Here is a 15,537-nt window from a genome sequence, read left to right on the forward strand (position 1 = left end):
GCAGCGGCGAAGCGCTGCCTGTCCGGATGCCTGCAAGGGGTGTTCCCGCCGCGGCCGGCAGCGGGTGCGGAGACGGCGTGCCGTCTCCGGTAGGAATTACAGCGCGGGAAACGTTTTTTCCGCTCCGCTCGCTTCGATCAGCGCGCCCAGCGGCAGACCGACCATGTCAGGCCGGTTGTCCAGTTCGTAGCGCAGTTCGTAGAGCAGACGTTCGAGCGAGAACAGTTCAAGGAAGTCGCCGGCCGCCGCCGGCAGCGAATCGCCACCCGAGTAGCCGCTCAGGAAGGCGGCGACCGAGTCGGCACAGGCCGCGCTCGCCATCGTCGCCAGTTCGCCCGCGCGCTCGGGCTGGGTGTGCAGCACCCGCTGCGCGGCCGTCCTGATCGCGTAATCGATCGAGCGGATCATGCAGGCGACGTCACGCAATGCCAGCTGCTTGCCGCGGCGAGCGTCCACCGGGCGCGCGGGCTCGCCCTCGAAGTCGACGATGATGAATGCCTCCTGCGCGCGCAGCACCTGCCCGAGATGCAGATCGCCATGGATGCGGATGCAGCGCATCGCGCTCGCGTCGAGCGGCAGTGCCATCAGCTGCTGGCGCAGCACCTCGCGCTGGGCGAGCAGCAGCGCGATGTCGTCGGCGGTCTGGCGATCGAGGCGGTCGCGCGCGCCCTCCAGCTGCGCGAAGCTGCGCTCCAGCTCCAGCAGCACGCGCTCGCGCATCGTCTCCGCCTCGGCGGCGGCCAGTGGCAGCGGCGCGAAGGCCGGATCGCTTCCGGCATCGGCCAGGGCGGCGTGCAGATCGGCGACAGCCTTGCCCAGCGCGCTCATCTGCAGCATGAATATCCGGTTCAGCCCCGGGTACTCGTCCATCGGTTCGACGCTGCCCGGCCATGCATCGCTGGAAAACATGCGCGCGAAGTGTTCGAGCGCGTAGTCCCACGCCGTACCCTGGTTGTCGACGCGCTGCTGGGCGATTGCCAGCGCGCAGCGCCGGCAATCGGCGGCCTCGTATTCAACCGCACCGGCCAGCTGCGGGGTGCCTGGAAAACCGCGTGCGGCAAGGAAACGGCCGATCTCGATCTCCGGATTCAGACCGGGCTGCAACAGCCGGTAGGCCTTCAGGTAAAGACGCGGGCCCATGAACACGCCGGTGTTGGTCTGGTCAGCCGCCGCCGGCCGGACCTCGTCGTCGGGCGCCGGCCGCAGTTCGGCCCAGCCCGCCTGGCGACTGAAAACCAGCTTGCCAGCCGCCAGCGGCAGCGTGTCCGCGCGTTCGAGCGCGTCGGCGAAGGCCCGGCAGAACAGCACGTCGGCGAAGGCGTCGTACAGCAGACCCATGCGCGCCTGCTCGCGCACGCGGGCCAGCGCCGCGCCGCCGACGCGGTCCACCGGGTAATCAGCCTCGTCCTCCCACGCCGTCGCCAGCGGCAGGAAGTAGTACTGGGGCGCGCCGTCCGCGAATTCGACACGCAGTACCGACAACAGCCACGAGCCGCCATTGGCGCGCCACTCGCGCACCTCGTCCAGACTTACCCGTGTCGGCGTCGCGGACTTTGCCGCGAACCAGCGGCGCGTGCGCAGGAAGGGCAGCATGGCTTCGTCGAGCAGGCGTTCGCGGTTGCGCCGCGCGATGACGCTGCGCACCGGACTGCCGCCGTCGCCGCCGACAAAGGTTTCCCAGCCATGGGTCAGCACCAGGATGGGCAGATCGGGCTGCGGCATGCGGTCCTCGTGCCATTCGGGCGGCGGCGCCTGGGCCGACAGTTCGAAGGCGTAGAAGCCGTGACCGGGCAAGGTGAGCAGGTAGGGCAGACGGCCGACCGGCGGAAAGGCCGCGCGTCCGCTGATCTCCATCGGCACCCTGCCCTCGTGACGCGCCAGATCGAGTTCGACCGCCTGCGGCGTGCGCGCGAGGTTGGCCACGCACAGCACGCGCTGTTCGTTGCCGTCGTCATCGACGTACTCGCGCAGATAGGCCAGCACCTTGCGGTTGCCCGGTTCGAGGAACACCAGCGAACCGCGGCCGAAAGCGCGCAGGCTGCGCCGCATCGCGATCAGCCGGCGGGTGAAGTTGAGCAGCGAATGCGGGTTGCGCGCCTGCGCCTCGACGTTGATCGCGGGATAGCCATAGACCGGGTCCATGATGGGCGGCAGATAGAGCTGCTGCGGGTCGGCGCGCGAAAAGCCGGCGTTGCGGTCTGAGGTCCATTGCATCGGCGTGCGCACGCCATTGCGGTCGCCCAGATAGACGTTGTCCCCCATGCCCAGCTCGTCGCCGTAATAGACGATGGGCGAGCCGGGCAGCGTGAACAGCAGGAAGGACATCAGTTCGATGCGGTCGCGGCTGTTCTCCAGCAGCGGCGCCAGGCGGCGACGGATGCCGACGTTGAGCCGCATGCGCGGATCGTTGGCGAAGAACTGCCACATGTAGTCGCGCTCGCGATCGGTCACCATTTCCAGCGTCAGTTCGTCGTGATTGCGCAGGAAGATGGCCCACTGGCAGTTCTCCGGTATGTCCGGCGTCTGCCGCATGATGTCGGTGACCGGATAGCGGTCCTCCTGCGCCAGCGCCATGAACAGTCTTGGCATCAGCGGAAAGTGATAGGCCATGTGGCATTCGTCGCCGTCACCGAAATATTCGCGCACGTCCTCCGGCCACTGGTTGGCTTCGGCCAGCAGGATGCGGCCGCGATAGTGTTCGTCGATGACGCGGCGGATTTCGCGGATGGTGGCGTGCGTCTCCGCCAGGTTCTCGTTGGTCGTGCCCTCGCGCTCGCGCAGGTAGGGCACGGCATCGAGACGGAAGCCGTCGACGCCGATGTCCAGCCAGAAGCGCATCGTGCGCAGGACCGCGCGCAGTACGCGCGGATTCTCGAAATTGAGATCGGGCTGGTGACTGAAGAAGCGGTGCCAGTAATAGGCGCCGGCGACCGGATCCCAGGTCCAGTTCGACGTTTCGGTATCGGTGAAGATGATGCGCGTACCGGCGTAGCGCTTCGGGTCGTCGCTCCACACGTAGTAGTCGCGCTTGGACGACCCCTTGGGTGCGCGGCGGGCGGCCTGGAACCAGGGATGCTGGTCAGAGGTGTGGTTGATCACCAGCTCGGTGATCACGCGCAGGCCGCGGCGGTGCGCCTCGCGCACGAAGTGGCGGAAGTCGGCGCGCGTGCCGTAGGCCGGCAGCACGCCGTGGTAGTCGGCCACGTCGTAGCCGTCGTCCTTCAGCGGCGACGGGTAGAAGGGCAGCAACCACAGCGTGTCCACGCCGAGATCGCGGATGTAGTCGAGCTTCTGCGTCAGACCGGCGAAATCGCCGACGCCGTCGTCGTTCGAGTCGAAGAAGGCCTTGACGTGCAGTTCGTAGATGACCGCGTCCTTGAACCACAGCGGGTCGTCCGCCGGCTGCGGGTGGAGCGGGCCGGCAGCGCCGGCGTCGATGCGATCCATGGCGCCTCCGGTCAAAGGTAGTAGTCGAAATCGCGCTCGCTGCGCACGCGCCGCCGCACCTGGAACACGTGCGCCGGCAGACGCTGCGGATCGAGCCGCACGAAGTTGCGTCCCGGTGTCCATTGATAGCGCTCGCCGCCCAGCAGGTCGTGCATCTGCACGCTGCCCTCGTCGTCACCGCCGCCGTACGCCGCCGGATCGAGTTCGAGCCAGCCGGTGTGCACGTGATGCGGATCCAGATTGACGACGACGACGACGGCGTTGCCGCTCGCCGGATCGTGCTTCGCGAAGGCGATCAGCTGTTCGTTGTCGACCGGCAGGAAACGCAGGCCGCCCGGGAACTGCAGCGCGGGGTTGTCGCGACGGATGCGGTTGATGGTGGTGATCAGCGGCGCCAGTCCGTCGCCGTCGGCGTGTCCGCCCTCGCGCAGCTGGTACTTCTCGGAGTCGAGATACTCCTCGCTGCCCGGCTCGCGCGGGCGTGCCTCCATGCGCTCGAAGGCCGGCCCGTAGATGCCGTAGCTGGTGCCCAGCGTTGCCGCCAGCACGAGCCGCGCGACGAAGGCGGGGCGACCGCCGCTCTGCAGGTACTCGGGCAGGATGTCCGGCGTGTTCGGCCACAGATTGGGCCTGAAGTAGTCGCGTCCCGGCCCTGCGCTCAGTTCCTCCAGGTAGTCGGTCAGCTCGGCGCGCGTGTTGCGCCAGGTGAAATAGGTGTAGGACTGGTTGAAGCCGAGCTTGGCCAGGCGGTGCATCACCTGCGGTCGCGTGAAGGCCTCGGACAGGAACACCAGATCCGCGTGCTCGCGGCGCAGCGTACCGATCAGCCACTCCCAGAAAGCGAAGGACTTGGTGTGCGGGTTGTCCACCCGGAACACCTTGACGCCCTGCGCGATCCAGTGCCGGAAGATGCCGGCCAGCGCCTCCCACAGACCGCGCCAGTCCTCGCACTCGAAATCGAAGGGATAGATGTCCTGGTACTTCTTCGGCGGATTCTCGGCGTACTGGACGCTGCCGTCCGGGCGACGACGGAACCACTGCGGACTGTCGGTCACCCACGGGTGATCGGGCGCGCACTGCAGCGCAATGTCCAGCGCGATGTCGACGCCATGGCGCTTCGCTTCGCCGACCAGACGGCGGAAATCGTCGAGCGTGCCGAGCTGCGGATGCACTGCGGTGTGGCCGCCTTCGGCCGCACCGATCGCCCACGGACTGCCCGGCTCGTCGCGTCCGGCGACGACCACGCCGTTCCGTCCCTTGCGCCGCACCCGACCGATCGGATGCACCGGCGGCAGGTAGAGCACGTCGAAGCCCATCGCGGCAATCGCCGGCAGCCGCGCGATCACGTCGTCGAAGCGGCCGTGCCGGCCGCCCTCGCCGAGCGAGCGCGGGAACAGTTCGTACCAGGCACTGAAGCGCGCCAGCGCGCGGTCGACATCAAGCGGCATCGGTGGATGGACAGCCGGCCAGCGACGGTCGGGATGGCGGGCGGCGACCTCGGCCATCGTATCGTCCAGAGCGAGCGCCTTCAGCGCCGGCGCGTCGGCGTGCGCACCGTCATTGCGCAGTCGCTCCGCCCAGCGCAGCAGCTGGTTGCGGTCGGCCAGCGCCTCGCCCGCGCGCAATGCCGCCGCTTCGGCCAGGGATGCGCCCTCGAGTGCGGCGAGGCGGATGTCGGCGTCGTCGGTACGGCGCGCCATCTGCGAACGCCACGAACGGAAGGGGTCGACCCAGGCCGACACCGAATACCACCAGCGCCCGCAGCGATCGGGGCGCAGCGTCGCGCGCCAGCGGTCGTTGCCCAGCGGCTGCATCGGCACCGCGTGCCAGCTGTTCGCGCTCTCGTCGTCGCGCCGCCAGCACAGAAGCGCCAGCACCGAGTCATGGCCGTCGGCAAAGCAGCTCGCCTCCACGGTGAGCGTTTCACCGAGGCTGCGCTTCACCGCGAAGCGGCCGCCGTCGACTGCCGGCATCAGGTCGGACACGACGGCCCGAATGCGGCCCTCGGCCGGAAGATCAGGCAGATGATCCATCGTGTTCGTCCTCCGGAACAAGCCACAGCACCGCCAGCGGCGGCAGCGTCAGATTCAGCGACCACGGCTGCCCGTGCATCGGCACCGGGACCGCCTGCGTGCTGCCGAAATTGCCGGCACCGCTGCCGCCGTAGAGTGCGGCGTCACTGTTCAGCAGTTCGCGCCAGTTGCCGCCGTGCGGCACGCCGACGCTGTAGTGCGTGCGCGGCACCGGCGTGAAGTTGCAGACCGCGAGCAGGCAGCGGCCGTCGCGGGCGAGACGCAGGAAGGCGAGCACGCTGTTGTCGGCGTCGTCGGCCACCGCCCAGCGGAAGCCGGCGGCGTCGAAGTCCAGTTCGTGCAGCGCCGGGCAGCTCCGGTAGATGCGGTTCAGATCGGCCACCCAGCGGCGCAGGCCGGCGTGCAGCGGATGGTCCAGCAGATGCCAGTCGAGCTGTCCCTCATGCGCCCACTCGCGCCACTGGCCGAATTCGCCGCCCATGAACAGCAGCTTCTTGCCCGGATGCGCCCACATGTAACCGAACAGGCCGCGCAGGCCGGCAAAGCGCTGCCACTCGTCGCCCGGCATGCGCGCCAGCAGCGAACCCTTGCCATGCACGACTTCATCGTGCGACAGCGGCAGCAGGAAGTTCTCCTGGAAGGCGTACCAGATCGAGAACGTGACGGCGCCGTGATGGAAGCGACGGTGCACCGGGTCATGCCGCAGATAGGCCAGCGTGTCGTTCATCCAGCCCATATTCCATTTCTGGCTGAAGCCCAGACCGCCGAGATGCACCGCGCGCGACACCATGGGCCAGGAGGTCGATTCCTCGGCGATGGTCAGCACGTCCGGGTGATCGCGCGCGACCGCCTGGTTCAAACTGCGCAGGAAGGCCACCGCATCGAGGTTCTCGCGCCCGCCGTAGCGGTTGGGCACCCACTCTCCGTCGCGCCGGGCGTAATCGAGGTAGAGCATCGAAGCGACGGCATCGACGCGCAGCGCGTCGACGTGGTAGCGGTCGATCCAGAACAGCGCGCTCGACAGCAGGAAGGCGCACACCTCGTGCCGGCCGTAGTTGAAGATGCAGGAATGCCATTCCGGGTGAAAGCCCTGCCGCGGGTCGACGTGCTCGTACAGGTGGGTACCGTCGAATACCGCCAGACCGTGCGCGTCCGCCGGGAAGTGCGACGGCACCCAGTCGAGGATGACGGCGAGACCGGCCTGGTGCAGCGTATCCACCAGGAACATGAAGTCCTCGGGCGTGCCGTAGCGCGAGCTTGGCGCGAAGTAGCCGGTGCACTGATAGCCCCAGGAGCCGTAGAACGGATGCTCGCTCACCGGCATCAGTTCGACGTGGGTGAAGCCCATGTCGCAGGCGTAGTCGGCCAGCCGCTGCGCGATGTCGCGGTAGGTCGGCAGCGTGCCCTCGTGCGGCCGCAGCCACGAGCCGAGATGGACCTCGTAGATGCTGATCGGCGCGTCGGCCGCCTGCCGTGCCGCGCGCGACGCCATCCATGCGGCGTCCTTCCACTCGTACTCGAAGCGCCAGGCGCGCGACGCCGTGGCGGGGGGCTGTTCGCAGAAGAAGGCGAACGGATCGGCCTTGTCGATGACGTGACCGTCGGCGCGATGGATGCGGTACTTGTAGGCGTCGCCCCGGCTTACGCCCGGCACGCATCCTTCCCAGATGCCCGAGTCGTCGAGCCGCGCCTGCAGCGGGTGACCATGCGACCAGCCGTTGAAGTCGCCGACCACCTCGACCGCCCGGGCGTTCGGCGCCCAGACGGCGAAGCGGGCGTCGCCACGATCACCGTCGCCCGGCCGCGGCGAGCCGAGATGACAGCCCAGCCGCTGGTACAGCCGCGCATGCGAGCCCTCGCGGAAAAGATAGATGTCGTCGCCACTGAACAGGCTGCCGCCTGCCTTGCCTGCGGATTCGGTCATGCGGCGCCCTCAGCGCAGCGTGCGGCCGAGTCCGTCGGCCGACTTGCGGGCGCGCAAGGCGAGCAGCGCCTGCCGCTCGTCATCGATCTCGCTCAGCGTGCGCACGCCGAGCCGGCGCATCAGCGGCAGCGGCGGACACCAGCCCTGCAGCGCGTGCTGCAGCAGGAAGCCGCCGACCAGCGCGGGCACGACAAACAACCGCCTGCTCACGAACAGCCCGAGCAGGCAGCCGGCAATCGACGCCGACGCGGCATTCACCTCGAGACAGCGTTCGATGTCCCACTCGCTGTCCAGTTCGGCCAGCCGCCGGTCTATCGTGCCGCGGTCGCCGAGCGCGGCGCGGTCGAGATTCCTCAGCGTGCGCGTACGGATGAGTTCGTTCACGGCTTCGGATGTGTTCATCGGGACGCGTTCGGCGGTGGTCGGCAACATGGCAGCTCCTGTGGTGACGAAAGGAAAACGGGGCGGTAGCCCGCTCAGGCGGGCGACTCCAGCCAGTGCAGGCTGAACAGGCCCTCGCTGTCGATGACGCTGAGCCGCGGGCGGAAGCCGGCCCGGGTGGCCAGTGCGCGGAAGTCCGGCACCGTGTACTTGTGCGAATACTCGGTGCGTATCGATTCGCCCTCGTCGAAGTGCAGCGTGCGGCCGGCCACATGGGCGTCCTGATCGCACAGGCTCACCAGATGCATCTCGATGCGGCGGGCGACCGGGTCGTAGAAGGCGTAGTGGGCGAACTGCTCCGGCCTGAAGTCGGCGCCCAGCTCCCGGTTCGCGCGCACCAGCACATTCCGGTTGAAGGCCGCCGTCGCCCCGGCGGCGTCGTTGTATGCGGCGTGCAGCCGGGTCGGATCCTTGACCAGGTCCACGCCGATCAACAGGCCACCGCCCTGCAGCAGCTTGCGCAGCCGGATCAGGAAGGCCAGTGCCTCATCCGGTTCGAAGTTGCCCAGCGACGAGCCCGGGAAGAAACCGACGCGCCGGCGCTTTGGATCCAGCGCGTGCGTCAGCGCGGTATCGCCGGTGTAGTCGGCCATCAGCGGACGCACGTCGAGACCGGGAAAGGCGGTGGAAATGGCGCCCGCCGTCTCGAGCAGCGCCCCGCCCGAAATGTCGACCGGCACGTAAGCGGCCGGCTGGCGCATCACGTGCAGCAGCACCGACGCCTTGACCGGTGAGCTGGCGCCGAACTCGATCAGTTCCGCGTCGTCGCCGATGCACTCGGTCAGGCGCGTCGCGTGGCGGGTGAGCAGCGACAGTTCGGCCCGCGTCAGGTAGTACTCCGGCTGCGCGCAGATCTGTTCGAACAGCGCGGCGCCACACGCGTCGTAGAAGTATTTGCACGGTGTGGTCTTGCGCGGCTGCTGCAGGCCGGCGAGCAGCTCGCGCGCGAAGGCTGTCCGGCCCACCGCGCCCGCGGGCGGCTTCGCCGCGCCTGCAGGCCGCGACGCCGACAGCGGGGCCAGGCGGCCGCGCCGGCCGCGACCGAAGATGCCGCCACCGGGAAATCCTGCCAGCTGCGACCATCCGGCCGGCATCGTGTCTTCTCGTTTGTCCGTCATCGCCCGTCCTTTCGCCAGTGCGGCGCCGTCGCCGCCGCGTGAAGCCGCGACCGTGGCGGCCACGCAGGGTGGCGGCACGACGGACGCGGAGCTGCAGCGAGCGCAGCAATCGGCGTTCCCGGTCCGCCCCCGGTCCGCCAATTGCAGGGCATCGCGGTCCGCCACCGGAGAACCGTCATGCACGCACCGCTTCTGAGTCGCATCCGTCCGCGCAACATCGTCGTGTTCCGGGCGCTTCAGCTCGGCGACATGCTGTGCGCCATTCCGTCGCTGCGCGCGCTGCGCATGCGCTGTCCCGACGCAGCGATCACGCTTGTCGGCCTGCCCTGGGCAGCCGGACTCGCCGCACGTTTTCCGCATTACATCGACGACTTCCTGGCCTTTCCCGGCTTTCCCGGCCTGCCAGAGCGGGCACCCGATCTGTCGGCGATTCCCGCCTTCGTCGCGGAGGCGCAGACGCGAGGTTTCGATCTGGCCATACAGATGCACGGCAGCGGCTGGCTTTCGAACCCGGTCGTGGCGCTGTTCGGCGCTGCGCGTCAGGCGGGCTTCGGCCAGCCGGACGAGAACGGAAGCTGTCTGCCCTACCCGACGCGCGGCAGCGAGGTCGGGCGGCTGCTTGCACTGATGGACCATCTCGGCGCGCCATCCTCGTACCGCAGGCTGGAATTTCCGCTGCTGTCGGCCGACCACTCGGAACTGGCGACCAGCGGTATCGCCTTCGCGCTGGCCGGCCGCCCCTACGTCTGCATCCACCCCGGCGCACGCGATCCGCGGCGGCGCTGGCCGGCGCAACGCTTCGCCGCAGTGGCGGACGCCGTGCACGCGCTGACCGGCTGGACGGTCGTGCTGACCGGGTCGGGCGAGGAAAAGGCGCTGACGGCGCGCGTGCGCCAGGCGATGCGCGCTCCGGCCATCGACGCCGCGTCGCCGATCAGCGCGGGCGCTCTGGCCGCACTGATCGGCGGTGCCCGTCTGCTGGTGTGCAACGACACCGGTGTGTCCCACCTTGCGGCTGCGCTGCGCACGCCGTCGGTCGTCATCTTCCGTTGCTCCGAGCTTGAACGCTGGGCGCCGGAAGACCGCACGCGCCATCGGTGCGTGATGGCGCCGGACGACGGGACCACCGATCAGGGTCAGGCCGAGGTCATGCGACAGCTCCGCGGGCTGCTCGATCGCGACGCTCCTGCTCCCACAGATCGAGCGTCAGCGTGAGCACTTCGTCCTCGGTGATGTCATCGACGAAGCAGGGGTCGTGCTCGCAGCGCACGGCGACGTTGTCGCGACCGCAGACCGGACAGTCGCTGGTCACCGACCACGCAACGCGCCGGCGCTGCGCGGTCGGCGGGCCGGACACGACAATATTGACGAGCCAGTAAAGACCCACCGTCGCCGCGCCGACCGCCTGTGCAAGATGCAGCGGTCCGCTGTCGTTGCCGACCACGATGCAGGCGTGCCCGAGCAGCGCGGCCAGCCCGTCCAGCGACAGTCGGCCGCCGACGTCGATCGCCGGCCGTGTCATCGCGGCGACGACGGCGGCCGTGAGCACGCGCTCGGAGACGTCGCCCTGTACGACGACGGCCGCACCGGCGGCGGCCAGCGCGTCGCCGACGCGGGCGAAGCGTGCCGGTGGCCAGCGTCGTCGCGGGTCGGTCGCACCGGGGTTCAGCACCGCCAGCGGAGCGTTCGGCAGACGGAGAACAGACTCCAGCTCCACCTCGTCGCGCACCAGCACCGGCAGTCGCGGATCGAGCTCCCGGGTGTGCGCACCGGCGAGCGCTGCAACCTCGAGCAGACGCAGACGCTCGTTCTGCAGTCTCATATAGGGCACCGAACGCTCCAGGCGGAGGGCGTCCGGAGTATGCAGGCCGAAACTGTGGCGGGCGCCGATCTGCCCGATGAAGGGGTTCGAGTAGCGGCCCCCGCCGTGCATCTGGAAGGCGAGATCGAAACGCCGCTCGCGCAGACCTGCAATGCAGGCGTCGATGGCACGCGGGTCCTCGCGCGCGCCCTGCTCCGGCGGCACCCCGACGCCGGTGATCGGCGGCAACGCCACCACGTCGTCCACCACCGGGCCGCGGCCGGTCAGAAAGCGCTTGTGCCACGGCTTGCCGAGCAGTACCAGTTGCGCGTCCGGAAAGCGCAGCCGCAGTGCGCGCAGCGCCGGCAGCGCGAAGATGAAATCGCCGAGGCCATTGGCGCGCAGCACGGCGATGCGCTCGACCGCCCCGAGGTCCAGGCCGTCTTCCGCCGCCGGATGCAGCACCGTGCTCACCGGCTGTGCTCCGGCAGTGCGAAAGCTCCATCGACGCCGATGTCCTCGTCGCGCGCCGGGGTGATGACCGGAGTGTCCTTGCGCCCGTACAGTTCCGGGTTCAGCGCCGGGTCGTTGTACATCTTGTACTGGCGGTAGGTGCGGAAGATGGCGCGCCCGCTGCTGAGGCCCTCCAGCAGACGGTCGAGGCAGGCTGCCAGGTCGCGCCGCTGCCGGACCAGCACGTCGAGCTTGGCGCGGCACTTCGCGACGTGCTCTTCGCTGGCGTCGGCGCGCCGTGTCTGCAGGCCCATGTGGAAGATTTTCAGCGACAGGATGGACAGGCGGTCGATGATCGCACCCACCGTTTCGCTCGATTGCAGCGCGTCCGGCTGCGGCTTGACGGTACCGGCCAGCGCGCCGAGCACGCATTCGTCGAGCGCCTCGACCGCGTCGTTCCGTTGCTGGTTGTAGCGGTCGATGCTGCGCTTGCAACGCACGATTTCGGCGTCCGGCACGTCGGTACGCCGGGCCTTGTCCTCTTCGCGCCACAGCGCGGCATTGCAGCGATGGTTCTCCTCGATCCAGCGCCATCCCGCAAGCTCACGCGGGGCGAGGGGTACACCATCGAGATAGGCGTCGTGCGCGGCGATGATGTCCGCTGCGGAAAAACCGAGCGCGGACGGGCACGCCGAAGGCTGACCCTCGGCGTGCCCGTCCGCGCCGCGTGCGGTGTCAGTCAAGATCACCGACCTCCTTCGACACCGATACCGGACTGTCGTACTCACGGTCGGGGATGCGCAGCAGCGCTCCCAGCGTGTTCTCGTCCGCGCCCCCGGCGCGCGCGCGCTCGATCAGATCAGCCCGCTTGACCGGGTAATCGAGCCCGCCGAGGAACTTCTGCATCTGTACCGGATTCGGTACCGGCTGCCCAGCCGGTGCCTCGGCCTGCTGCTGGCCGCCATGCCGTTGCGAGGATCTCTGCCCGTCGTGCTGACCGCCCTGCTGCTGGCCAGACTTCTGGCCGTCCTGCTGCGCCTGCTGGTGACCCTCCTGGCGCTGACCGCTGTGTTGCTGTGACGTCTTCTGGCCGCCCTGTTGCCTGCCATCGTTGTCCGACTTGCCCTGTTGCTGCTGTTTTGCGCTCATGACCTTCTCCTGTGGGGTGACCGCCGGCACGAAGCAACCGGGGTTCCCGTCAGCAGGCGGCGGCAGGACCGGCGCGTGGATGGAAGGACTGCGTGGAAGGACGGCGACCGGCGGGCACGAATTACATGTCGGACGCAGATTTTTCAGCGCGGCACGGCACGCAATCGCCCGGCATCCCGATTGCTGCAGCGGGAGCTCACCATCTTTCAGGGCGGTCCGCCATGTCCGTCATATCGACACTGGTGCAGGCTGCAAGCAGCGACAGCAGCTTCGCCTTCCTGTCCGATCCGTACCGCTTCATCTCCCGCCATGCGTCGACCGCGGGGTGCGACATGTTCGAAACCCGTCTGCTGCTCAGACCGGTAATCTGCATGGTGGGGAGCGAAGCCGCCGCGCTGTTCTACGACGAGGACCGGTTCGAGCGACGCGGAGCCGCACCGGAGCCGGTGGCGGCGACGCTGTTCGGTCGCGGCGGAGTGCAGCAGCTCGACGGCGTCGATCATCGCGCGCGCAAGGGCTTCTTCGTCGACCTGCTGGATGCGGAAGCGCTGTCGGCGCTCAGCCACGGCGTCATCGCCCACTGGATGGCCGCACTGCAAGGCAGCGGATCCGAAGCAAGGCTGCCGCTCTACGCCACCGCCCAGCACGTGCTCGCACAGGCCGTGTTCGAATGGTCGGGTGCGACGCCCGATACCGGAGATCTGTCGCGACGCGCCCGCCAGCTGGCGTCGCTGTTCGACGACGCAGCGCGCGGGCTGATACCCCATCTGCGCGCCCGCATGGCCCGCATCGATCTGGAGAACTGGCTCAGCCGGCGGATCGACGCGCTGCGAGCCGGAGAGATCGAGCTCCCGGTCGAGTGCGCGCTGGCCCGCATCGCAGCCTGGCTGGATGCGGACGGAAGACCGCTCGCGTCAAGGGTGGCCGCGGTGGAACTGCTGAACGTACTGCGACCGGTGGTTGCCGTGTCGGTCTACGTCGTGCTGGCCGCCCACGCCGTGCTCACCCATCCCCCGCTGGCGGCACAACTGCAGGGCGCACCGCCCGCGCTGCTGCATCACTTCATCAACGAGGTGCGGCGCTACTATCCGTTCTTTCCGGCACTCGCCGCGCGCGTCCGGCGCCCCTTCGAGTGGCGGGGAATCCAATTCGTAGCAGGCTGCCGCACCTTGCTGGAAATCTACGGCACGCATCACGACCCCCGCGTGTGGGAACACCCGGAGCAGTTCAACCCTGCCCGCTTTGCGAGCGGCAATCCGCCCGCATTTGCCTTTCTTCCGCAGGGGAGCGGAGACGTCCTCCAGCATCATCGCTGCCCGGGTGAAGACACGGTGCTTGCGCTCGCCTCGACCTCCCTCGGCTTCCTGCTTCAGCACACGGCGTTGCAGCGCGACGGCCGCGACGCGCGGATCGATTTCGGACGGATGCCGGCGCTGCCGCGCGCACCGATCTGGTTCGTGCGCCGCGACGCGGCGTGAGAAGCGGCCTCAAGCGGCGTGCTGCCGTACCCAGGCGGCGTAACGCTGCACCCAGGTGCTGACGAGGTCACGGGTCGAACCCCGCGCCAGTGCGCCGTCCGCGTCGAACAGGTCGTCGCGATAGCGTAGGAAGAGCTCCGGCGCGTTGAGCGTCGGCAGGTCCAGATGCGACAGCACGTTGCGCAGATGCTGCTGCGCCAGCGCCGTACCGAGCGAGCCCGGCGAAACGCCGGCGATGCCGGCCGGCTTGCCGGCCCACACGCTCTTGCCGGCGGGTCGCGAGCCGTGGTCGATCGCATTCTTCAGTACGCCGGGAATGGAACGGTTGTACTCCGGCGTCACGAAGAGCACACCTTGCGCTTCGGCGATCGTCGCCTTGAAGTGGCTGACCGCCGGCGCCGGCGCGCTGTCGTCGTCCTCGCTGTACAGCGGCAGTACGCCGATATCCACCATCACGGTGTCGAACCCATCGGGAAGCAGCTTGCCGATCGCAAGGGCAAGACGGCGGTTGAACGAGTCCTTGCGCAGACTTCCGGGAATCAGTGCAACCCTGTACGACGTCATCGATCCTGTCTCCTAAGAAGTGGGGATGCGTCCGGCGATCCATCCGGGGGGACGCCCGCTGCGCCGCTGCTGGCGGTACGCGCTGCCTTCACCATCCCGCGCACGTTCAGCGCGAACAGGCCAAGCTGCATCAGCACCAGTGCGTAGGCACCTGCATACAGACCCCACACCGCCCACAGACCGTTGCTGGCGCTGAACCAGTAGAAGCCGTGCTTGCGTCGGCGTGCCGATGTGGAGGCGACCAGCCAGGCCGCGATCAATGTCGTCGCCATCGCCGGCCACTGCAGCAGATCGAGCGGTTCCATCGCGCCTCTCCTCCAGGTTCATGCTTCGCCATCACGCGCTGGAAAGCGGGAGGCACGGCTCATGGTCCGAAGGTGGCAATCCGCATACCCGCCAGATGGAGATCGGCCGGCGCGCTCACCGCGGAAGCGGCGAGCGGCCGGCCGAGCACCCGGTCACATCAGTTGCGGGGTTCCGGGACGGTCTGGCCCGATGCGTTCTGTTCCCGCTCGCTGGCGCGTTCGGACGCCTTCTTCTTGGTGTCGCGGTCACGCACCGTCTCGTTCGAGTGCTTGCTGGGATACTGGGAGGACTGGCTGCCCTTGTCCTGCTCGGGCTCGAACTTCTTCTGGCTGTCGGACTGCTGCGCCTCGGGAATCACTTCCTTCTGATGCTTGTTCGGATAAGTCGGCTCGGCGTAGACCGATGCGGAAAACGCGGCGAGTGCAAGTACGACCATGGATCTGGTGAGCGTCATTTTGAGTCTCCTGTTGATGGCCGGCACCGGGACGATGCCCTTGCTTGCAGTCTGGCAAGCTCGTGACATTTGGATGTAGCCATGTTCCGACAGGGTGTAGGACTGGCGCCCGACGATCGGGCGAGGACATGCAGGGAGGTGCCGAAGACAGCGCGCGCTCGGGCTCGGCCGCCACCCGCCTATATTCCATGCGGGCAGGCATCTGTAAGACACGAACGTCGCGTCGGCGCCGTGAGCGCCGTTGATCGAGCTCCGGTCGGGAGGATGAACGAAAAAAGGCCCGCATCGCTGCGGGCCTCCTCCCTTTACCTTCACTCCGGCTCAAACCGAACCGGTCGCGATCCACGCATGCTTGCGCCTGCTGGCCGC

The 15,537-nt window shown here is 68.5% G+C and carries 13 protein-coding genes; 2 read left to right on the forward strand and 11 right to left on the reverse strand.

What is annotated here, in order from left to right; genetic code table 11:
* Positions 1 to 96: 96 nt before the first annotated feature.
* From treS to egtD, 5 genes are read right to left on the reverse strand one after another with little or no spacing between them, the layout of a single operon-like run.
* The gene (gene treS / locus WJU27_RS08715; protein ID WP_341421859.1) at positions 97 to 3,447 is read right to left on the reverse strand and encodes a maltose alpha-D-glucosyltransferase; all 3,351 of its coding nucleotides are present in this window, start codon (positions 3,445 to 3,447) and stop codon (positions 97 to 99) included.
* An 11-nt stretch (positions 3,448 to 3,458) separates the two neighbouring features.
* Positions 3,459 to 5,480: an alpha-1,4-glucan--maltose-1-phosphate maltosyltransferase gene (locus WJU27_RS08720; protein WP_341421860.1), complete on the reverse strand. Its 2,022-nt coding sequence runs from the start codon at positions 5,478 to 5,480 to the stop codon at positions 3,459 to 3,461.
* A complete protein-coding gene (glgB, locus tag WJU27_RS08725) occupies positions 5,464 to 7,404 on the reverse strand; it encodes a 1,4-alpha-glucan branching protein GlgB (protein WP_341421861.1) in 1,941 nt (646 codons plus the stop codon). Before glgB ends, WJU27_RS08720 begins: the two co-directional genes overlap by 17 nt.
* A 9-nt stretch (positions 7,405 to 7,413) precedes the next feature.
* A complete protein-coding gene (locus WJU27_RS08730; RefSeq protein ID WP_341421862.1) occupies positions 7,414 to 7,836 on the reverse strand; it encodes a hypothetical protein in 423 nt (140 codons plus the stop codon).
* Between the two features lie 44 nt (positions 7,837 to 7,880).
* Positions 7,881 to 8,963 (reverse strand): L-histidine N(alpha)-methyltransferase, encoded by a 1,083-nt coding sequence (gene egtD / locus WJU27_RS08735; protein WP_341421863.1) that lies wholly within the window; start codon positions 8,961 to 8,963, stop codon positions 7,881 to 7,883.
* A gap of 177 nt (positions 8,964 to 9,140) precedes the next feature.
* On the opposite strand from egtD, the gene WJU27_RS08740 reads away from it, so the two are divergent.
* On the forward strand, positions 9,141 to 10,178 hold the full coding sequence (locus tag WJU27_RS08740) for a glycosyltransferase family 9 protein (protein WP_341421864.1): 1,038 nt from the start codon (positions 9,141 to 9,143) through the stop codon (positions 10,176 to 10,178).
* On the opposite strand, the gene WJU27_RS08745 is transcribed toward WJU27_RS08740, so the two are convergent.
* The 3 genes from WJU27_RS08745 to WJU27_RS08755 are packed head-to-tail and all read right to left on the reverse strand — an operon-like array spanning position 10,111 to position 12,366.
* A complete protein-coding gene (locus tag WJU27_RS08745) occupies positions 10,111 to 11,238 on the reverse strand; it encodes a glycosyltransferase family 9 protein (RefSeq protein ID WP_341421865.1) in 1,128 nt (375 codons plus the stop codon). The two genes, WJU27_RS08740 and WJU27_RS08745, sit on opposite strands and share 68 nt — an antisense overlap.
* Entirely contained in the window at positions 11,235 to 11,960 is a 726-nt protein-coding gene (locus WJU27_RS08750; RefSeq protein ID WP_341421866.1) for a DUF4254 domain-containing protein, read from the reverse strand. Before WJU27_RS08750 ends, WJU27_RS08745 begins: the two co-directional genes overlap by 4 nt.
* The gene (locus tag WJU27_RS08755) at positions 11,953 to 12,366 is read right to left on the reverse strand and encodes a DUF2795 domain-containing protein (RefSeq protein WP_341421867.1); all 414 of its coding nucleotides are present in this window, start codon (positions 12,364 to 12,366) and stop codon (positions 11,953 to 11,955) included. Before WJU27_RS08755 ends, WJU27_RS08750 begins: the two co-directional genes overlap by 8 nt.
* Before the next feature lie 221 nt (positions 12,367 to 12,587).
* On the opposite strand from WJU27_RS08755, the gene WJU27_RS08760 reads away from it, so the two are divergent.
* The gene (locus WJU27_RS08760) at positions 12,588 to 13,844 is read left to right on the forward strand and encodes a cytochrome P450 (RefSeq protein WP_341421868.1); all 1,257 of its coding nucleotides are present in this window, start codon (positions 12,588 to 12,590) and stop codon (positions 13,842 to 13,844) included.
* Positions 13,845 to 13,853: 9 nt separating this feature from the next.
* On the opposite strand, the gene WJU27_RS08765 is transcribed toward WJU27_RS08760, so the two are convergent.
* From WJU27_RS08765 to WJU27_RS08775, 3 genes are all read right to left on the reverse strand, one after another.
* Positions 13,854 to 14,408: an NADPH-dependent FMN reductase gene (locus WJU27_RS08765; protein ID WP_341421869.1), complete on the reverse strand. Its 555-nt coding sequence runs from the start codon at positions 14,406 to 14,408 to the stop codon at positions 13,854 to 13,856.
* Complete coding sequence (locus WJU27_RS08770) at positions 14,405 to 14,713, reverse strand: hypothetical protein (RefSeq protein ID WP_341421870.1); 309 nt, start codon at positions 14,711 to 14,713, stop codon at positions 14,405 to 14,407. The genes WJU27_RS08765 and WJU27_RS08770 overlap by 4 nt, the downstream gene beginning before the upstream one ends.
* 158 nt (positions 14,714 to 14,871) lie before the next feature.
* Positions 14,872 to 15,168, reverse strand: a complete 297-nt coding sequence (locus WJU27_RS08775; protein WP_341421871.1) for a hypothetical protein — start codon at positions 15,166 to 15,168, stop codon at positions 14,872 to 14,874.
* Between the last annotated feature and the right edge of the window lie 369 nt (positions 15,169 to 15,537).

The sequence above is a fragment of the Methyloversatilis sp. NSM2 genome, assembly GCF_038066675.1.
GTDB lineage: Bacteria > Pseudomonadota > Gammaproteobacteria > Burkholderiales > Rhodocyclaceae > Methyloversatilis > Methyloversatilis discipulorum_A.